The 19,923-nt window shown below is 43.5% G+C and carries 19 protein-coding genes and 1 riboswitch; of the genes, 14 read left to right on the forward strand and 5 right to left on the reverse strand.

Translation table 11 applies throughout. From position 1 onward, the window contains the following. The first annotated feature begins 93 nt into the window (after positions 1–93). From rpoH to glpG, 3 genes are all read left to right on the forward strand, one after another. Complete coding sequence (gene rpoH, locus L3V35_RS24270) at positions 94–951, forward strand: RNA polymerase sigma factor RpoH (RefSeq protein WP_026012297.1); 858 nt, start codon at positions 94–96, stop codon at positions 949–951. Between the two features lie 430 nt (positions 952–1,381). Beyond that, a complete protein-coding gene (gene glpE, locus L3V35_RS24275; RefSeq protein ID WP_054548342.1) occupies positions 1,382–1,702 on the forward strand; it encodes a thiosulfate sulfurtransferase GlpE in 321 nt (106 codons plus the stop codon). Between the two features lie 58 nt (positions 1,703–1,760). Next, positions 1,761–2,606, forward strand: coding sequence for a rhomboid family intramembrane serine protease GlpG (gene glpG, locus L3V35_RS24280; protein WP_004736710.1), 846 nt, complete (start codon positions 1,761–1,763; stop codon positions 2,604–2,606). Positions 2,607–2,692: 86 nt separating this feature from the next. On the opposite strand, the gene L3V35_RS24285 is transcribed toward glpG, so the two are convergent. After that, entirely contained in the window at positions 2,693–3,100 is a 408-nt protein-coding gene (locus L3V35_RS24285) for a flagellar basal body-associated protein FliL (protein ID WP_004736708.1), read from the reverse strand. 162 nt (positions 3,101–3,262) lie between these two features. Here L3V35_RS24285 and L3V35_RS24290 point away from each other — a divergent pair, with 162 nt between their 5' ends. Further along, positions 3,263–3,805, forward strand: coding sequence for a chorismate lyase (locus tag L3V35_RS24290; RefSeq protein ID WP_237300785.1), 543 nt, complete (start codon positions 3,263–3,265; stop codon positions 3,803–3,805). Continuing rightward, positions 3,806–4,660, forward strand: coding sequence for a 4-hydroxybenzoate octaprenyltransferase (ubiA, locus tag L3V35_RS24295; protein WP_054548341.1), 855 nt, complete (start codon positions 3,806–3,808; stop codon positions 4,658–4,660). 103 nt (positions 4,661–4,763) lie between these two features. Here the strand turns inward: ubiA and plsB are convergent, their stop codons facing one another. After that, complete coding sequence (gene plsB, locus L3V35_RS24300; protein WP_004736704.1) at positions 4,764–7,187, reverse strand: glycerol-3-phosphate 1-O-acyltransferase PlsB; 2,424 nt, start codon at positions 7,185–7,187, stop codon at positions 4,764–4,766. A gap of 220 nt (positions 7,188–7,407) precedes the next feature. Here plsB and L3V35_RS24305 point away from each other — a divergent pair, with 220 nt between their 5' ends. From L3V35_RS24305 to dinF, 4 genes are all read left to right on the forward strand, one after another. Next, entirely contained in the window at positions 7,408–7,770 is a 363-nt protein-coding gene (locus L3V35_RS24305; RefSeq protein WP_004736703.1) for a diacylglycerol kinase, read from the forward strand. A gap of 94 nt (positions 7,771–7,864) precedes the next feature. Next, a complete protein-coding gene (gene lexA, locus L3V35_RS24310) occupies positions 7,865–8,485 on the forward strand; it encodes a transcriptional repressor LexA (RefSeq protein ID WP_004736702.1) in 621 nt (206 codons plus the stop codon). A 97-nt stretch (positions 8,486–8,582) separates the two neighbouring features. Further along, on the forward strand, positions 8,583–9,461 hold the full coding sequence (locus L3V35_RS24315) for a class I SAM-dependent methyltransferase (protein WP_237300786.1): 879 nt from the start codon (positions 8,583–8,585) through the stop codon (positions 9,459–9,461). A gap of 117 nt (positions 9,462–9,578) precedes the next feature. Then, entirely contained in the window at positions 9,579–10,934 is a 1,356-nt protein-coding gene (gene dinF / locus L3V35_RS24320; protein ID WP_237300787.1) for an MATE family efflux transporter DinF, read from the forward strand. Positions 10,935–11,122: 188 nt separating this feature from the next. Here the strand turns inward: dinF and sthA are convergent, their stop codons facing one another. Then, complete coding sequence (sthA, locus tag L3V35_RS24325) at positions 11,123–12,523, reverse strand: Si-specific NAD(P)(+) transhydrogenase (RefSeq protein WP_004736699.1); 1,401 nt, start codon at positions 12,521–12,523, stop codon at positions 11,123–11,125. A gap of 327 nt (positions 12,524–12,850) precedes the next feature. Here sthA and fabR point away from each other — a divergent pair, with 327 nt between their 5' ends. Together fabR and L3V35_RS24335 are read left to right on the forward strand one after the other, a co-directional pair. Further along, positions 12,851–13,492 carry an HTH-type transcriptional repressor FabR gene (fabR, locus tag L3V35_RS24330; protein ID WP_004736697.1) on the forward strand — a complete coding sequence of 214 codons (642 nt, stop codon included), beginning with the start codon at positions 12,851–12,853 and terminating at the stop codon, positions 13,490–13,492. Next, complete coding sequence (locus tag L3V35_RS24335; protein ID WP_054548340.1) at positions 13,492–13,863, forward strand: YijD family membrane protein; 372 nt, start codon at positions 13,492–13,494, stop codon at positions 13,861–13,863. Before fabR ends, L3V35_RS24335 begins: the two co-directional genes overlap by 1 nt. 74 nt (positions 13,864–13,937) lie before the next feature. Here the strand turns inward: L3V35_RS24335 and trmA are convergent, their stop codons facing one another. Then, the gene (gene trmA / locus L3V35_RS24340; RefSeq protein WP_054548339.1) at positions 13,938–15,047 is read right to left on the reverse strand and encodes a tRNA (uridine(54)-C5)-methyltransferase TrmA; all 1,110 of its coding nucleotides are present in this window, start codon (positions 15,045–15,047) and stop codon (positions 13,938–13,940) included. Between the two features lie 155 nt (positions 15,048–15,202). Next, positions 15,203–15,407, forward strand: a riboswitch (cobalamin riboswitch). Positions 15,408–15,446: 39 nt separating this feature from the next. Here trmA and btuB point away from each other — a divergent pair. From btuB to murI, 3 genes are read left to right on the forward strand one after another with little or no spacing between them, the layout of a single operon-like run. Beyond that, positions 15,447–17,282, forward strand: a complete 1,836-nt coding sequence (gene btuB / locus L3V35_RS24345; protein WP_054548338.1) for a TonB-dependent vitamin B12 receptor — start codon at positions 15,447–15,449, stop codon at positions 17,280–17,282. A gap of 48 nt (positions 17,283–17,330) precedes the next feature. Beyond that, the gene (locus L3V35_RS24350; RefSeq protein ID WP_054548337.1) at positions 17,331–17,996 is read left to right on the forward strand and encodes an ATPase; all 666 of its coding nucleotides are present in this window, start codon (positions 17,331–17,333) and stop codon (positions 17,994–17,996) included. Between the two features lie 60 nt (positions 17,997–18,056). Next, the gene (murI, locus tag L3V35_RS24355) at positions 18,057–18,863 is read left to right on the forward strand and encodes a glutamate racemase (RefSeq protein WP_054548336.1); all 807 of its coding nucleotides are present in this window, start codon (positions 18,057–18,059) and stop codon (positions 18,861–18,863) included. Here the strand turns inward: murI and L3V35_RS24360 are convergent. Next, positions 18,826–19,278 carry an RNA-binding protein gene (locus tag L3V35_RS24360; protein ID WP_054548335.1) on the reverse strand — a complete coding sequence of 151 codons (453 nt, stop codon included), beginning with the start codon at positions 19,276–19,278 and terminating at the stop codon, positions 18,826–18,828. The genes murI and L3V35_RS24360 overlap by 38 nt on opposite strands. Between the last annotated feature and the right edge of the window lie 645 nt (positions 19,279–19,923).

Raw genomic sequence — 19,923 nt, forward strand, 5'->3', positions numbered from 1 at the left:
CTTCCCCCTCCTTGAAACCTGTTCATTTTAGGTTCAAGATTGTCGGGTTTTAATAGATGTATTACTCCAGATCAGAGATTGATGAGGAACCGAATGGCAAACCAAGCGTATCAAATGGCTTTAGTCACACAAGATAGTTTAGATAGCTATATCCGCTCAGCGAACAGCTACCCTATGCTGACTCCTGAAGAGGAACGTGGACTTGCAGAGCGATTACATTACAAAGGTGAGATCGACGCTGCGAAAGGCTTGATCCTTTCCCACCTAAGATTCGTGGTGCACGTTGCAAGAGGCTACTCTGGCTACGGGCTACCAATGGCTGATCTCGTCCAAGAAGGTAACATCGGCTTGATGAAGGCTGTTAAGCGCTTCAATCCAGAAGTTGGTGTTCGTCTAGTCTCTTTTGCTGTTCACTGGATCAAAGCTGAGATTCATGAGTACGTTTTGCGTAACTGGCGTATCGTTAAGATCGCAACAACGAAAGCACAACGTAAATTGTTCTTTAACCTTCGTAAGTCTAAAAAGCGTTTAGGTTGGTTCAATAACGGCGAAGTTGAGACGGTTGCACGTGAGTTGGGTGTTGAGCCTTCAGAAGTTCGTGAGATGGAATCACGTTTAGCGGCACAAGATGCTACGTTTGAAGCTCCGATGGATGACGATGACGGTGGTTCTGCTTACACGGCTCCAGTTTACTACCTAGAAGACAAAGCATCAGACGTTGCTGAAACGGTTGAAGCGGCGAACTGGGAATCACACACCAACAATCGCCTAGGACTCGCATTGAAGAGCTTAGACGAACGCAGCCAGCACATTGTGCGCTCACGTTGGTTAGATGATAATAAGTCGACACTGCAAGACTTAGCGGATACCTACAGCATTTCTGCAGAGCGTGTTCGCCAGTTAGAAAAGAATGCGATGAAGAAATTGAAACAAGCCGTTGGCGATTTCTAATAGCATCTAGCTTCTATCTAATAGTAGAGCTAACAAATAGCTGAATTTTTGAAAAGGCCGAGATCGAGAGATCTCGGCCTTTTTGTTTTGGATCGATTTCTCAATTTTTGCGATCGAAATTTGCAAAGTGATTTTGTGGATAACTCTGTGAGAAGTTTATTCGTCAGCTGTCTAAAAGCAGGGTGTAGTAAGGCTTTGACGGGGTTTTTCGAGTGGGGATATGTTTCAGTTAACCCACAGCTAGATCAGGATCATTACTACATGTTGTGGATCCATTTTTAAAAAAGCACTTTATTCACGCAATTCACAGGTTTATCCACAAATGGTGTAAAAGTGATCGCTGGTGGATAACCTTATTAAGTGGATGTGATTGTTAGCCTTGGGATAGGTTACAATGGCAGCAAAGTAAATCAGTATAAAAGAGAAAGTCATGGACCAGTTTAAACATATCGATGTTAAAGGTGCTCAAGCCCTTATTGAACGGGGCGAAGCTCGACTTGTCGATATACGTGACCCGCAGTCTTTTGCGGTAGCTCACTCAAAAACCGCTTACCATCTTACTAACGATACCATGGTGTCGTTCATGGATGAGGTTGAGTTCGAACAGCCAATCTTAGTGATGTGTTATCACGGCATTAGTAGCCAAGGTGCGGCACAATATTTAGTGAACCAAGGCTTTGAAGAGGTATATAGTGTTGATGGTGGATTTGAAGCTTGGCATCGTGCTGAACTTCCAGTGATCGCGGGTTAATATCCTTTATCACTTGAATCGCTTCAAGCATCTCTCATAGCATGAATAGGAAGTAACAATGATTAGATTGATGGTGTTAGACAATCCACGTCTTGCTCAAGCGTTTATTGATTATATGGCCTCTCGTCAGATCCCTATTCAGATGTCACCTGAGGGAGAAGGGCGTTTTGCTCTTTGGCTTCTTGATGGTCAATATCAGGTTGAAACCGAGGCCGAGCTCAATCGTTTCCTGTCGGAACCCAATCATAAGCGCTATCAAGCAGCATCTTGGGACATGGCAGAGACCAGAAAGAGCAACTTTCATTATCACACGCCAAGTTTTATGGGCATGATAAAAGCCAAAGCGGGCCCCGTGACACTCAGCCTGATGTTGGTGTGTGTGGTGATTTTTGCACTGCAGCAAGTCGGTTTTGGTCAAGCTATTTTCAACGCCCTACATTTCCCTGCGGTTGACGGACAACAATGGCAATTGTGGCGTTGGTTAAGCCATGCTGTTCTGCACTTCTCTGTTATGCATATCGCATTTAATATTTTGTGGTGGTGGCAGTTAGGTGGGGATATTGAGAAAAAACTAGGTAGCCTCAAGCTACTTCAGATCTTTGCTGTCTCTTCTGCGCTTTCAGGTGCTGGGCAGTATTGGGTTGAAGGGGCGAATTTCGGTGGTTTGTCTGGTGTTGTGTATGCCTTGGTTGGCTATCTATGGGTGGTGGGTGCAAAAGCCCCTCAGCTTGGTTTAGGCATTCCAAGACAGATCGTCGGCTTTATGTTGGTGTGGCTAGTGCTTGGGTACATGCAACCGTTCATGGCCATTGCAAACACCGCTCATTTGGCTGGCCTAGCCGCTGGTGTCATTATTGGTTGGATTGATGCTATGAAAGCACCGAGTTCAGCACGAAGCGAGTAGATGTTTTTTGGCAGTAGCTAAATAATAGAGACAACAAAGCGGCCAGATGAGCCGCTTTTTTATTTGGATTCGTTTTTACATCATTATTACTGATAAAGGTATTTGGTAAACAGTAGGTCAGCAATGAGGGTTTTGCCTGTTTCAGGAAGCAATACCTTGTTGAGATGTTCAACTAGGGTTTTTCTTAAATCTTCACGACCAGATAGAGACTTAATGGTTTCTTCGTTTTGTTTACCGAGCAATTCAATCACTGCATCACGAATCAGTGGTTGGTGGTGCTCAATGGCTGCCAAGTCGTTACTATTCGCAACCATAATATCGAGGCGAACCTGAATGTAGCCCAGTTTTTTACCTTTAGTGTAAAAATTGGTGGTCAGGTCAGGCTCTAGCGTGAAGTAGGCTAGTTTGGGTGCCGATTCCTCTTCAGCGAAACTTGATGCTGAAAATAGTAGGGTAATCGCAAGAAATATTTGGGCTACATAACGTTTGTGCATATTTGTGACTTTTCTTTAGTTTATTCGCGATATTCGAAACGCATTAGTCTTGTTACAATGAGCAGTCTAAATCTAAATACGTTTACAATTCGAAGAGCGCTTTAATTTTGTTCGAAAGTTGAAGCTTTATTGTACGTGTAAAGTCACCTATTGAATACTAGTATGAATAAGCCAATATCGCTGTATCTTAATTCGTTAATGAATGTAGATTGGCAAAGTACAGAAACATTTGATTTTCCTAATAAAATCACCAGAGAGTGGCTTTTGGAGCAAGGTTCTCTTTCCCGCAAGCTGGGCAAGAGCTGTCAGCACCTGTCTGTTGAGTTGCTTCATAATCAAGTTGTAGAACGCTCAATGCTACAACAGGACGAGGAACTTCTTTTATCATCGTTTGATTGCTTACTGCGTAAAGTAATTTTGAAGGGTGATGATGAGCCGTGGGTGTTAGGGCGAACATTGATTCCTCGAGTCACATTAGAAGATCATCAGCACTCTGACCTTTCTCAACAAGGTAATGTCCCACTTGGTTTAACCGTGTTCAGCGCTGAGAACGTGGAGCGAGATGCGCTGCAAGTCGGTTGGGTTATCGCAGGCGATGAGCGACTGCTCGCGCGTCGTTCTCGATTATGGATGAACCATAAACCGATGCTTGTGGCAGAACTGTTTTTGCCAACATCACCCATTTACTCTAAGGAGAGTGTGTAAATGTTTGCCACCAAAGCGAAGGCGTATTGGCAATTAACGCGAATGAATCGCCCTATTGGTACTCTATTACTCCTTTGGCCGACCTTATGGTCGCTGATTATTGCCGCGAAAGGCATGCCTGATTTTGATGTCTTGGTTGTTTTCGTACTTGGCGTGATATTGATGCGTTCAGCTGGCTGTGTGATCAATGATTTTGCTGACCGTAAAGTGGATGGCCATGTAAAACGAACCAAGCAGCGCCCATTACCTTCAGGTTTGGTTTCCAGTAAGGAAGCTATTCTGCTCTTTTTAGCGCTAGCCATGGTTTCATTCTTACTGGTGCTAACCATGAACCCGCTGACGATTAAGCTTTCTGTTATTGGTGTTGGCTTAGCTTTCATTTATCCTTTTATGAAGCGTTTTACGCACCTTCCACAGTTGTTCCTCGGCTTAGCGTTTAGTTGGGCTATCCCAATGGCTTGGGCGGCGCAAACTAGTGAGCTACCTAGTGTGGTCTGGTTTATTTTCATTATCAATGCGCTGTGGACGATTGCCTACGACACGCAATATGCAATGGTTGACCGAGATGATGACTTAAAAATTGGCATCAAATCGACGGCTATTCTATTTGGTCGTTTCGACAAGCTTATCGTTGGCTTCTTACAGCTAGTGACACTGGCGATGTTAATAGCGTTAGGCATGCATTACCAATTAGGAGATACCTTTTATTGGGCACTGCTGGTTGCGGGGGGCTTGTTTGTGTATCAACAACATCTGATGCGCCACCGTGATCGAGATTTATGTTTCCAAGCTTTCCTAAACAACAATTATGTTGGAATGGCAGTGACAGCAGGCTTATTCATCACCTTCTGGTAAGCACGAGTTTTTTGCAAAACTAACGCTCAATAAAAAGGCACCCAATGGGTGCCTTTTTTGATCGTGTTCAGTCTAGTGATTAAAGCAATTGCTAACCAAGCGATTACTCTGCTTGGTGGATACTCTCTTGAATCGTCAGACGGACCTCTGGGTAAAGCATTGAGTAAAGAAGCTTAGCGAATTGCTGAGTCTTTTCTAAATCGCAGTTACCATCGTTATCCAAATATTGCTGCTGTTTCAAAGTTGCGAACATCGACGCAAACACACCTTTATCGAAGAACTCTGGTGCATTAATGCCTTGTAGACGTCCCAGTCGTTGTGCGATGTCTTGGCTTTTCTGCTCAAGATCAGATTTATCCAGATCAGGGTTCTCTGCCAATAGGTTCAGAGCAATAGAGTAGCGCTGTAGCGTTTCTGAAATCGTACGGCCTAACAGCATCAGTGCTTGGCTGTTTGACTGGTTGATGGTGACTTGATTGTCCGACACCACAAGCATACCTTGGCCAACAAGCTCTTCAATGATGTTCGCCACCACGCTTTCAAGCTGATCTTCGTCGTAGCTTAAGAACAACTCTTTCTTCAAGAACGGGTAGATAGCAGCAACGTTCTCTTGAATCGTGTCAATGGTTAGGCCGTGCTGACGAATGGTCATCTGAGCAATTAATGATGGTAGAGCAAACAAATGAATGATGTTATTACGGTAGTAGGTCATCAGAATTGACTGGTGACGGTCTAGCGAAATGATGTCGCCCATTGAGTCTGATTCAATTAGGAACTTGTTCAGCGATTCAGCGTGTTTTACCAGATCTTCAGCGCTGTCTTTTGGTACCGTAAATGTATCAGAGTAAGGTACGTTCTTAAGCAGAGACAGGTAACAGTTGATCTGAGAAACCAAAGAATCACGAGACAATGCACGCTGTCTTGAAGCCAGTAACGCCGTTGCACAAAGTGTTAGTGCGTTGGTCGCTGCCGCATCGTTAATGTGTGTCATCATTTTGGTTGCCAGGTCATTGACCACTGGATTCATCCATTGTGGCTTGCTGGTTCCCATTGGGTCGATATCTTTAGTCCACTCTGGAGCGTGCTCGTTCAGATATTGGTTAAGCTGAATCGGCTCACCAAAGTTCACGTAGCCTTTACCAAAATTGCGCAGTTTACGGAGCGTACGAATCACTAGGCTCGCATTTTCTTTTTCTTTGCGCTTACCACGAAGTTCTTTTGCGTAGGTCGCCACTTCCATTACGTGCTCATAGCCGATGTACACAGGTACTAACGTTACTGGACGGTTCATACCACGCAGCATCGCCTGAATGGTCATTGCTAGCATGCCCGTTTTCGCTTGCAGTAGACGACCCGTACGAGAGCGACCACCTTCACTGAAATACTCGACCGAGTAACCTTTGGCGAACAATTCTGCCAGATATTCACGGAAAATAGTCGAGTACAGCTTGTTGCCTTTGAAGCTACGACGAATAAAGAATGCACCACCATGACGGAAAATAGGACCGGCAGGGAAGAAGTTCAGATTGATACCTGCAGCGATATGCGGCGGCACCATGCCCTCGTGGTAAAGCACGTAAGAAAGCAGTAAGTAATCCATGTGACTACGATGACAAGGCACATAAACAATCTCGTGACCATCTTGAGCCAGCTTACGAACGGTTGAAGCGTTGCTGATATGCAGGCCTTGATACAACTTATTCCACAACCAACCAAGAATCTTCTCACCGCGTTTGATTAGCGAGTAAGAGAAGTTCGCAGCAATCTCGTCCATGATGTCTTGAGCTTCTTTGCTCGCTTTCTCGATCGAGATGTTTTTTGCTTGTGCTTCATCTTCAATCGCTTTCTTGATCGCTTCAGATTTTAGTAGGCGGTCAAACAGAGCTTGGCGACTGGGCAGGTTAGGACCTGATGCTGCCAGTTTTTGGCGAGAAAAGTGAATACGTGCCACGCGCGCCAGTTTGTGTGCGATGGTGTTGTCGGTGCCGTGTGAGTTAGCCATATAACGCAGAGAAACCACAGGACTAAAGCGAACCAAGCAGTCACGACCTGCCAGTAATACCGCTTTTGATTTCTCTAAGCCGTTCATTGCTTGTAGGTAAGGTTTCTGGTTATTCTCTTTACCAGGCTTACGACCCCACAATACAGTGGCTGGGATAACTTGAACGTCGAGATCAGAGTCTTCAGCATGCAGTGAAAGCAGCTCAGAGAAGACTTCAATTGATGAGCTTGGTACATAATCATCGTCTTGCAGTAGAGTTTTGCGAGAAGAGATAAAAACGTAGCGTTGCAGTGATTTGCCATTGATTTCAAGCTTGCTCAACGGATCAGGTAACCCTAATTCAAGTGCATGTTTTTGCAATGTAAGAATGTCTACACTTGAGCGAAACGGTAAGGCGTATACAATCGGTTTGCTCAAATCAATGTTCAAATCCTCAACAGGGTTTGAAGGAATTGATGTGCCCTTTACCAATACGGATAAAGGTAGCTTCATTAATGAACGTGAAAAAGATTGTCCAGAAGACATATAGGTTCACTGCCTCAATAGTTATTTCAATGTGCTCAAGCGTATCTCTATTTCTATGATGAAAAGGATAAATCCTGTGAGTGAAATAGGGATAAGCCTAGGCGTAAATTTAATCGATGCAAGAATACCAGAAACTGGTCTAACCTTTTAATGGAAATAGTCATATTGCCGTTAAGTTTGTGGAAAATCATTCATCGACTGATTGAGTATAGGGTTAAAAATGACCAAAAAATCAAACACCGGATTCAAACGTATAGTGAAAGCGGCGGGCTTTTCATGGCAAGGCATCACGAGCTCGTTTAAAAACGAGGCGGCATTTCGACAAGAAGTATTCATGGCCGCAGTGCTTATTCCGTTGGCGTTTTACTTAGATGTAAGCCAAGTTGAGAGAATCTTGATGATTTCAGCAGTCGTGCTGGTGATGGTTGTCGAGTTGATCAATACCGCGATTGAAGCGGTCGTTGACCGAATCGGTAGTGAACATCATGAGCTTTCTGGGATGGCGAAAGATGTTGGCTCAGCTGCAGTTTTTATCTGTTTAGTATTAGCGGGTTACGTGTGGCTAGAGATCTTGTTTTTGTAAATCGCTAAAAATGAACTAAAAACAACCAATTGCTTTGCTTTTGTTCAGTTACTGGATATACTCACAGTCAACTGTATAAAAAGACAGGTGAATCATGAAGCCGTTAACGCCCCGCCAGCAACAAGTTTTTGACCTTATCAAAAGTAAGATCGAAGATTTCGGTATGCCACCGACACGTGCAGAAATCGCGCGTGAACTTGGCTTCCGTTCTGCCAATGCTGCAGAAGAACATTTAAAAGCTCTTGCTCGTAAAGAAGCGATTGAGATTATCCCGGGTGCGTCTCGTGGTATTCGTATTTTGCTTGAAGATGCAGCGAATGAAGAGCAAGGTTTACCACTAATCGGTCAGGTTGCCGCTGGTGAGCCTATTTTGGCTCAAGAGCATGTAGAAATGCATTATCAAGTTGATCCAGGCATGTTTAAACCACAAGCTGACTTCTTACTTCGTGTAAATGGCGAAAGTATGAAAGACATCGGTATTATGGACGGTGATCTATTAGCTGTTCATAAAACACAAGATGTCCGCGATGGTCAGGTTGTCGTGGCTCGTGTCGATGATGATGTAACGGTAAAACGCCTAGAACGTAAAGGTTCAACGGTGCTGTTACACGCTGAAAATGAAGAGTTTTCTCCAATCCATGTCGATCTGGAATCTCAACACTTGTCTATTGAAGGGCTGGCTGTTGGTATTATCCGCAACACTGACTGGATGTAATCAGTACAAGCAGCTTATTGATATTTATTCTCAATAACTTGTTATTGTAATTGATATTCATTATCATCTTCTTTGTCGGGATACAAGGAAGATGATGATGCCAAATCCAACCAAACCTCAAATGAAGCCGCTTATTCCTAAGCCGCGCTCTTCTGTTCAAAAGGCTCCTTTTGATCAAGGGTCTGCACATCAGGAATTCCAAGTTCCGACGGATCTCGTTCAACATCTTTGGTTTCGCAGCCGCGAAAGCTTTGCCGATGACGGCTTAGTCTATGACCCTATCGCAGCTCAAGCCTGCAAGCGCTGCCAATTAGCACCAGAATGTCTTACTGGTGAACTCGACCAACAACAACTTCTCTACGCAACATTGACTCAGCTTTGTGACTCTCAAGTTCAACAATTTCTATCTCATAATCCAGATGCTTGGATCATTAATGTTGGAGCGGGGCTCGATACGCGTTTCTACCGTTTAGATAATGGCCGTTGTCATTGGGTTGAATTGGATGTCACAGAGAACTTAGTTTGGCGCCAACGCCTGTTCCACAAGAATGAACGCTACCGTTTGGAGTGTGGCTCGGTTGACGATCTGACTTGGTTGGATGAGCTCAACATCCCAGAACAAGCCTCAGTGATGGTGGTGTGCGAACATGCTTTGCTTGATTGCAATGAACAACAAACCGCATATTTTATTCAGTCATTAAGTCGTTACTTTACTCATGCACACGCGTGTTTAGTGTTAGCTGGAGACAAAAGCTCTAGTGCTCTTGGGCAAAAGCTTGGTTCAGGAAAATATGCACATGGCTTATCTTCTCCAGTAGACAGTGTTCTTAATTGGCTGCCATGGGCGCAATGGGTAAAAGCGTTTTCTCCACTTGATCAACAATGCAATCGTTGGAAATTGTGGCAGCGATTACTGTGTAAGATCTCTCAGGTCAAAAAGCGCTTAACGCCACAGTTAGTGCTTGTTAAGTGGTAGTGCTAGCGACTTTGTTTGCAGGTAGCTGAATAGAAGTATCAAGATAAGTAAAACCCCACAACATAGTGAAAGCCCACCCACTAGGTTAAACTATCGCCTCTAATCAAAGAGGTGATCGTGAAGCTATTTAATCCCCAAACTATTTTTCAAACGCTATCCAATCAGGCGATGCACAAAAAAGTGCTATTGCTCGCGATCCCGATGGTTCTCTCCAATATTACGGTTCCACTGCTGGGCTTAGTCGATGCTGCGGTTATCGGTCACCTAGAGCATTCTTGGTATTTAGGTGGTGTGGCCTTAGGCGGCACCATGATCAGTGTGACCTTCTGGTTGCTTGGTTTCCTGCGTATGTCGACGACTGGATTGGCCGCGCAATCTTATGGTGCGAATGATGGTAAGCAGCTTGGTTTAGTCTTTGTGCAAGGCGTGACTATGGCCTTAGGGTTTGCTGGTGTCTTTTTGCTTTTACACAGCTTAGTTGCGGATGCGGTTTTCTCATTGAGCAGTGCCAGCGAGCAAGTCAAACATTATGGCCTGCAGTACTTCTCTATCCGTGCCTGGAGTGCGCCTGCTGCGCTAACTAACTTTGTAATTTTAGGTTGGTTGCTCGGAACCCAAAATGCTAAAGCGCCAATGTGGATGGTGATTATCACTAATATCACCAACATCGTTTTGGATATCGTATTTGTGATTGGCTTTGGATGGCAAGTTGAAGGTGCGGCATTGGCATCGGTGATAGCAGATTATGCCGGGCTAACGTTTGGCTTGGTTTGTGTTTATCGAATCTGGGCAAAGAAGCAGTTACCATCGCCATGGGAGCTGCTTAAGAAAACCAGCCAAGGTTTGAGCCGTTTTGTGAAACTGAATCGCGACATCTTTCTGCGCTCGCTGTGTCTGCAAGCGACTTTCACTTTTATGACCTTCCAAGGTGCAAGTTTTGGTGATGATGTTGTGGCGGCCAATGCGGTATTGATGAGCTTCTTGATGATCATCTCTTATGGGATGGATGGTTTTGCCTACGCAATGGAAGCTATGGTCGGAAAGGCGATTGGCGCGAAAGATAAAGAAGAGTTAAATCAGTCTTTGATTGGCACTTTCTTCTGGAGCTTCAATATTTGTTTGGTACTGACCATAGTGTTCGCGATTGCTGGGTCTAGTTTGATTAATATAATTACTACAATTCCAGAGGTTAAGAGTCAGGCTGAGGTGTATCTGCCATGGCTGATTGCGATGCCGCTCGTTTCTATGTGGTGCTTCTTGCTAGACGGTATTTTCGTGGGCGCTACCAAAGGCAAAGATATGCGTAACAGTATGTTTGTGGCCACCTGCAGTTTCTTTGCGATTTTCTACTTAGCATCAGGTTTAGAGAACCATGCACTTTGGCTAGCGATGCTGAGCTTTATGGCAATGCGCGGCATTGGTCTTGGTGTTCTATTTATCTCTCAGTGGAAGAAAGGTGAGTTTCTCGCTTAGCTTAGATAGATAGATTAGTTCAGGGAGCGAAAAGAGAAGCTGTACAGGTAAAGAGGTATTTAGAACACCATGATCTAATTACTATCAATTCCTTACTATTCAGTGTCTTAAATAAAAACAGCAAGCGCGTGGCTTGCTGTTTATGTATTTGGCCTACAGGTGGTCAAATAGTCCTATTGGTTCTTTGTTTAGAACAAACGGTTAAGTCCGTTCAGCGCTGCGACGCGATACGCTTCGGCCATTGTTGGATAGTTGAAGGTAGTATTCACAAAGTACTCGATGGTATTGGCTTCGCCTTTCTGTTCCATTATTGCCTGACCGATGTGGATGATCTCAGCAGCACGCTCACCAAACACGTGGATACCTAAAATCTCTTTAGTTTCACGATGGAAAAGTATCTTCAAGCTACCAATATCTTTACCTGCGATTTGAGCACGAGCTAAGTGCTTGAATGAAGATCGTCCCACTTCATAAGGTACTTTAGCCGCGGTAAGCTCTTGTTCTGTTTTTCCGACAGAGCTGATCTCAGGAATAGTATAGATACCTGTTGGGATGTCTTCGATAAGGTGTCGTTCTGCTTCACCTTTCACCACGGCTTGAGCCACGAATCGACCTTGGTCATAAGCAGCACTTGCTAGGCTAGGATAACCAATCACATCACCAACAGCGTAAACATGTTCAACACTGGTTTGGTAGTTGCTGTTGACTGATACTTGTCCTCGAGAGTCCGCTTCTAAGCCAACGGCACCAAGATTCAGCTTGTCAGTATTACCCGTTCGGCCATTGGCATACAGTAGACAGTCGGCACGCATTTTCTTACCAGACTCTAAGTGAATGATTACACCGTCGTCAGTACCTTCAATTTTCTCAAAGGTTTCATCGTTACGAATAACAACGCCGCTGTTCCAGAAGTGATAAGACAGAGCATCCGAGGTTTCATTGTCTAAGAATGACAACAGGCGATCGCGAGTATTAATAAGATCGGTTTTAACGCCTAAACCACGGAAGATTGAAGCGTATTCACAACCAATAACGCCAGCACCATAGATGATGATGTGTTGAGGGTCGTGTTTAAGAGAAAGGATCGAGTCGCTGTCGTAGATACGTTCATGCAGAAAGTCGACGTTGTCTGGCTGATAAGGGCGAGAACCTGTTGCGATAACAAATTTGTCTGCACTGTAATGTTCTTCAGTACCATCGCTCTGCATGACAGAGATAGTGTTAGTATCGATAAAACGCGCAGTACCAAACACCAATGTGCACTGGTTACGGTCGTAGAAGCCTTGACGCAATCGAGTCTGTTTGTCGATGACTGATTTAGCATGACCCAGAATGTTGGAGAAGGTTGAGTGAATGCTTTTATTGTTCTGACAAAACAGCGGGTTGCTATTGAATTCAATGATGCGGCTTACTGCATGACGCAGTGCTTTTGAAGGAATCGTTCCCCAGTGGGTGCAACCACCACCAACGCTGCTCTCTTTTTCAATGATTGCAACGTTCAACCCGGCTTTGGTTAATCCCATCGCTGCCCCTTCTCCTCCGGGGCCACTACCAATTACGATTACATCAAAGTGGTTGGAGTGCGGCATAGATATCTTCCTTGTTATATTTGATTAACATTGCTTTAGCGAGATTTTAACTGATTCTGTTCTTGGGTACATGAAAAGGGCATCAGAGAGTCGGTGGGATCACGCAGTGTTATCGAAAAAATAATATTTGGTATGTCGTATGTCTCCAAATGACAGTGTGGATATTGAAATTTTTTCTTCGAACGTATTTACTTCGGTACGTGAACAAAGAGGTGTGTTTAGTGTCTTATATAACCAGAGTGCCTTATATAAATATGTGATTCGCGTTATATTGAACAGAGTATTAGGCATGCCTGTTTAGGCTGTAAAAGAAGAGTTTGATAAAGTATGAAACCAATGGGCATTCGCGCGCAGCAAAAAGAAAAAACTCGTCGCAGCTTAATCGACGCAGCATTTAGCCAGCTCAGTGCCGATCGTAGCTTTTCCAACCTGAGCTTGAGAGAAGTTGCTCGTGAGGCTGGAATAGCGCCGACTTCCTTTTATCGTCATTTCAAAGACATGGATGAGCTTGGCTTAACCATGGTTGATGAAGGTGGCTTACTGTTGCGTCAGCTAATGCGTCAAGCTAGGCAACGCATAGTAAAAGAAGGCAGTGTGATTCGTACCTCGGTTGAAACCTTTATGGAATTCATTGAAAGCAGCCCAAACGTATTCAGACTGTTATTGCGAGAGCGCTCAGGAACCTCTTTTGAGTTTCGTGCTGCGGTAGCTCGTGAGATACAGCACTTCTCTGCTGAGTTAACCGAATATTTGATAACGACTGGCATGACACGAGATGAAGCTTTTACTCAAGCTGAAGCCTCCGTCATTTTGGTCTTCAACTCAGGGGCAGAAGCATTAGATTTAGATCGACGTCAGCGAGATGAATTGGCTGATCGCTTGATCATGCAATTGCGAATGATGGCCAAAGGTGCTTTTTGGTATCGTAAAGAACGTGAACGTAACCGATTAAAAGGCGGGATTGAATAATGTCGAATGAAAAAAATACTGTAAACCGTGGTTCTGAAAGAAAGACACTCGTACTTGCTGTTGTTGCAGGTGTGTGTGGTGATGCACTGTTATCTTGGGTAACAATGAGCGAAGTGGGCTTCTCTATTTTCCCACTGATTGCGTTAGTTTTGGCTGTACAAGCGCTTTACCAAGAATACCTCACGAATCCAGTATCTGAAGATATTCCATTAGTGGGTTTAGCTTGTTTCTTTGTAGGTGCATTTGGCCACTCGGCTTTTGTGAAAGCACAACACCCTGATGCAGGTTCAAACTTCTTTGCGATTATTGTCGCTATGCTGCTACTCGCTTGGGTAGGTAAGAAGCTAGGCTTTATCGGTAAAACCGCTTAAACCAACGTATAAATAAAAAAACGAGCCAATTGGCTCGTTTTTTTGTATCTGCTGTGCGACCTAGAGAGCGATATTTACGCTTTACGCTCAAGGAATACACCGGCTTCCATGTGGTGCGTGTAAGGGAACTGGTCAAATAGAGCAAAACGAGTGATGTCGTGTGTTTCGCTTAGGATGTCTAGGTTCTCTTTCAATGTCTCAGGGTTACAAGAGATGTACATGATACGCTCGTAGCCTTGCACCATCTTACAAGTATCAACATCCATACCTGAGCGCGGTGGATCAACAAAGATAGTGTTGCAGTTGTAGCTCTTCAGATCGATGTTCGCCTGTTGCAGACGGCGGAATTCACGCTTACCTTCCATTGCTACGGTAAAATCTTCCGCAGACATACGAATGATCTGAACATTATCAATCTTGTTCGCCGCAATGTTGTACTGAGCAGATTCAACAGATGGCTTCGCTAGTTCAGTTGCTAGTACACGCTCAAAGTTTTGTGCCAGTGCTAATGAGAAATTACCGTTACCACAGTAAAGTTCTAGCAAGTCACCTTTGCTGTCTTGAGTACAGTCGACAGCCCATTCCAGCATTTTCTCTGCTACTTTACCGTTTGGTTGAGTAAAGCTGTTTTCTACTTGTTGGTAGATGTAGCTGTCACCATTCACGTCTAGCTTTTCTATTACGTAGTCGCGGTCTAGTACGATTTTCATCTTACGCGCACGGCCAATCAGGTTTAGGTTAAAACCTTCATCGTTCAATTGCTGTTTTAGCGCTTTAGCATCTTGAATCCATTGCTCACCCAACTGACGGTGGTAAAGCAGTGACACCAAAATCTCGCCGCTTAGTGTAGAAAGGAAATCTACTTGGAATAGCTTGTGGCGTAGAGAGTGGTTCTCTTTCATTGCATCTGTTAGTAGAGGCATTAAGTCGTTGATAAGACGGCTAGCTGCTGGAAACTGGTCTACACGGTATTTTTCTTTGGTCTCTTGATTGAACATGACGTAATACATATCGTCACCTTCATGCCACACACGAAATTCAGCACGCATGCGGTAGTGTTGTTCTGGAGATTCATACACTTCCAACTCAGGCACATCGTATTGTGAGAACATTTCAGTAAGACGCTCAGTCTTTTCTGCTAGTTGTTCTTGGTAGCGTTGCGGGTTTACATCTAAATTCGCCATTGTTATGCCTTTTTGCTGTCGTGCTTTTAAATCAAGAGCGCAGATTTTATTCAATCACAGGCGCTTGTCCAGTGTTGAGAGCCATTCAATGTAAATCGAGCATGAAAACTATAGCTTATAACTATCTTAGACTAGACAAATGATTCATAGGTTAATACTATCTCCCGCAAGCTGGTGCCATTTGGATGTATAGATGGCTGAAGAGGGAATCTGGTGTGAATCCAGAACTGACGCGCAGCGGTAAAAGAGAACGAATATTCATAAGACACTGCAAATAGCTTTTTGTGGGAAGTCGAATATTAGGTAACCATAAGGTTGTGCTCTTGAGTCCGAATACCTGCCAGTAGCTAAACCATACAATGTGGTTTGGTAGGAATTTACGCGATTTAGGATCACAACATGAACAAATCCCTTTTAGCGGTTGCTGTAGCATCGCTGCTTTCACCTATCTCCAATTTACACGCCCAAGAAGCATCTACTGACGAAACCATGGTAGTAACGGCTAACCGTTTTGAGCAGTCTGCCACTGCGACATTAACTGATGTTGAAGTTGTTACTCGCCAAGATTTTCAAAGAACACAAGCTAAAACAATCCCAGAGGTGTTGAGAAGATTAACAGGGATCCAGATTACTCAAAATGGTGGTAGAGGACAGCTCGCTTCTATATTTGTTCGCGGAACAAGTTCTGATCAAGTTCTAGTTTTAGTTGATGGTGTTCGTTTTGCTCGTGCAGCAAAAGGTGCAGTAGATTTCAACCAGATCCCATTGAGTTATGTTCAGAGAATCGAGTATGTACGAGGAGCTAGAGCTTCTTTATACGGTTCTGAAGCAATTGGTGGTGTAATCAACATTATTACGATTGCTCGTGCGACGGATGAGTCAACAACATTGAGTGCTGGTTTGGGTAGCTTAGATTATCAAGAACTTAGTCTAGCATCCGGCGTTGCGACTTCTGAAAATGGTCAGTTAAACCTTGCTATTAGCCATGAGAGCGATGAAGGCTACAATGTTAAGCCCGTACCTGGCTTAAATGATGGCGACCGCCATGGCTTTGAAACGTTGAATGGTTTGATTGGTTATACTCATAAGTTGAATGAACAATTCAGTGTATTTGGTAATGTTCGTGCTTATGAGAATATTTACCAATATGACAATACATATAGTACACGTAGCTATATGGAGTCTGAAAAAGACGATTTATCAGTGTCTATTGGTGGTACTTATCAAGGCAGCCAATTACACTCTGAGATGCAAGCAACAGTACAAAGCCAAGATTCTTGGAATTATCAATTTGGTGAAAGCAAAACTTCTGGAACTCAAGACGAATTAGAACAAAACAATGTTCAGTGGGTCAATAGCTATAAATTGAACAAGAATGTTGTGTTAGCTGGTGGCGTTGATTGGCGCGATGAGTCATATGTAGATAAGAATGCGAATAAAACATTCGACCGTTCTAACTTGGCAGTATTCGGCCTATCTTCAGTCACTGTTGATTCTGCAACTTTAGAAGCAAGTGCAAGAGTCGATGACAATGAAGAATTTGGTACAGAAACGACATATAACGTCGGGGCTGGTTATCAATTTATTCCAGAATTTGGTATGAAAGCTTCATACGGTACAGCTTTTAAAGCTCCAAACCTTTACCAACAGTATGATCCGTCTTACGGAACTCAAGATCTTAAGCCAGAAGAGTCTGATGCGATTGAGGTGGGCTTCTATGGTCTAGTGAAAGACGTATATTGGACATTAACTGGATACGATTACAAGATCACCAATCTAATCGATTACCACCCAACAACATATAAGTACATCAACGTTGACGGTGAGACGCATATTCAAGGTGTAGAGCTGACTGCCGAGTTTGATACGGGCATTGTGCAACACCAGTTGAGTGCTGATTATAAAGATGCAGAAGGTGATGATGGTAAACAGCTGCAGCGACGAGCAAAAGAACTGTATAAGTGGAATGCATTGGTGGCATTTGACGTTGTCGATTGGTCTATAAGCTATCAATATGTAGGTAAGCGACCTGATGTTGATTACGGGACATGGCCATATAGTGATGTAACTCTCCCATCTTATTCATTGGTTGACACTGCTGTTAGCTATTATGCTAATGAGAACACTACGATCAGTGCTCGTGTTGATAACTTACTTGATGAAGACTACGAAACGGCTTTAGGGTACCCAGCCGCAGAGCGTGCTTACTACTTGAACGTAGCTTACCAATTCTAATTTACACCTAAACCGCCTCCGGGCGGTTTTTTCTTATTGGGTATATCAATGAAAAAGAAAGTCGTCATAAGTTGGTCGTCAGGTAAAGACTCGACATTAACGCTAGAGCGTCTACTTGAAAGCTCCGAATATGAAGTTGTCGCTCTATACACGACATATGTTGGAGATGAAGTTCCTTTCCAAGTGACTCCCATTGATGTGGTTGCCATGCAGGCGCAATTAGTCGGTTTGCCACTCATCACGATTGAGCTCCCGGAAGTGTTTCCTAGTAATGAGATTTATCAAAGTACCATTGTCTCCGCACTTAAAGGTTCTGGCTTATCAATCGATGCGGTCGCGTTTGGAGACATGTTTTGTAATGGCATTGCCGATTATCGAAGAAGCTATATAGAACCCGCTGGTTGGGAGTGTGTGTTCCCTCTCATGGGAGAGAGCAGTCAGGCACTTGCGAGTGAAATAATAGACAGAGGAATCGAAACCTTTCTCGTCACGGTCGATAGCGATGCATTAGACATGAGCTATTGCGGGAAAAAATACACGCTTGAACTAATAGACAGTTTACCGAGTCATGTCGATCCATGTGGCGAAGATGGTGAGTTCCATACCTTAGTGATGTCAGCGCCATGCTTTAAAGGTAAGCTCAAGATAGATCTAGAAAATGTAGAGCAAGGTGAGCGCTTTGTTCATCAACGTTATCAAGCTTGCATTATATAGAGTGAGGATTGGCGAAAACTAAGCGAAGGAGTATCATTGCAGCGAAACTTATTATAGGTAATCGTTGTGTCGGATAGTCTACAAAAAAATATATTGGTCTTTGATTCTGGAGTGGGTGGCCTATCTGTATATAAGGAGATAAGCCAGTTACTACCGAATCATAACTATACTTATGTATTCGATAACGAGGCTTACCCATACGGTGAACTCGATCAACAAGTTCTTGTCCGCAGAGTCCAAAGTATCGTCGCTAGCTTTGTGGCTAGCCACGCTATTGATATCGTAGTAATAGCCTGCAATACCGCAAGTACGATTGTCTTACCTACACTGCGTGCTAATAATCTAATCCCAATTGTTGGCGTTGTTCCGGCAATCAAACCTGCATCCCTACTTGCCAATAAAGCGGTGGGTCTGATTGCTACTCCCGCAACGATTACTCGTGAATACACACACGAGCTCATCAAAAACTTCTCGAGTAATAAAAGAGTCGAACTGTTAGGTTCTACTCGGCTGGTGGATATGGCCGAAGATAAACTCAGGGGGGAGACGATTGACCTTGAAGAGCTGCAACTCATCCTTCAACCGATGATCAATACAATTGATGTGGCCGTTTTAGGATGCACACATTTCCCGCTGATAAAATCAGAGATTCAACAAGTCCTAGGTAAGAGTGTTTTATTGGTTGATTCTGGTAAAGCGATTGCGAAGCGAGTTCAAGATTTATTGGATTTGGAGAGTAGTGATAAAGAAGGGGGAGTGCGTGAGGTTTTTTGTAGTGCACTTCCTAAGAAAGAAAGTGCACTAAATAGCATGTTGAAGCAGTTAGGATTTAGCTCAGTTCAGCTTCGTCCGTTTCTGGATGTTTAGGATCATTTGCAACTCGCACTTTTAAAGTTCGTTGCATGTAATCTTTATCGTTAAGTTCTGAAATAGCATGATTCACATCATTGCTAGCCATTACGACAAATCCAAAGCCTCTTCTTTTACCAGTACGTTTGTCTTTCATTAAGCGTACTGCAAATACTTCACCATACTCTGAGAATAATTCACGTACGTGTGACTCATTCGCTTTGTATGGAAGGTTACCTACATAAAGTGTTTTTGTTGATGCCTTAGGTTCTGAATCTGATTTTGAGTCGGTGCTTGAAAAGTTAACAACAAAAGCGGAAGCCAAGACACCAAGGATAAAGGTAATTGCAGGCGATATATCTACCTGAGAGAAAATAATGCCACCTAGAACAGCTAGTGCGACAATTAACAACATCGATTTTTTTGAGTTCATATCGGAATACTACATATTAATAAACGAAATAGACGCATCTACTCTTAACAAAATAGATACATGAATCTTACGTTCATGGTTTCCATTTTGCCAATGTATTGCTGTGATACGTCTCAAATGTTTAGTTTTTATTCGAAAAATGCGGATCTGGTGGCTTTTTAGGCGAACAAAACTTTTATTCAAAAAAGCCCTTGTGCTCTATGTCGATCTCTCTATAATGCCGCCTCACCGACACGGAGTGAGACGAAAGTCACACAGCGAAATCGGTAGAGAAAAAGGAGTTGAAAATAACCCTTGACTCTCTAAGTGGTGCAGGTATAGTACGCACCCCTAGCGACTGAGATGTAAATCACAAAACGCTAGCGCTCTTTAACAATTTAAACCTATCAATCTGTGTGGGCACTCGTTGATGAATATCAAAACGTTTTATCTTCCCTTTTTATTAAGAGAAGTAAAACAGTTACTTCGGTAACACAATGATTTCAATGAACTGAGTGACCAATACGTTTAACTACTTGTAGTTATTCGGCACAGTCAATTCATTACCATTCTGTTGGAATGGTAATAGCTTTAGAATTACATGTTTACTTCGGTAAATATTAGTTTTGAAGTCAGTATTCGTTGAGTCACAAAATCTTAAATTGA

Origin of the sequence: Vibrio sp. L5-1, assembly GCF_021728315.1 — a bacterium.
In the GTDB taxonomy this organism is placed as follows: domain Bacteria; phylum Pseudomonadota; class Gammaproteobacteria; order Enterobacterales; family Vibrionaceae; genus Vibrio; species Vibrio splendidus_K.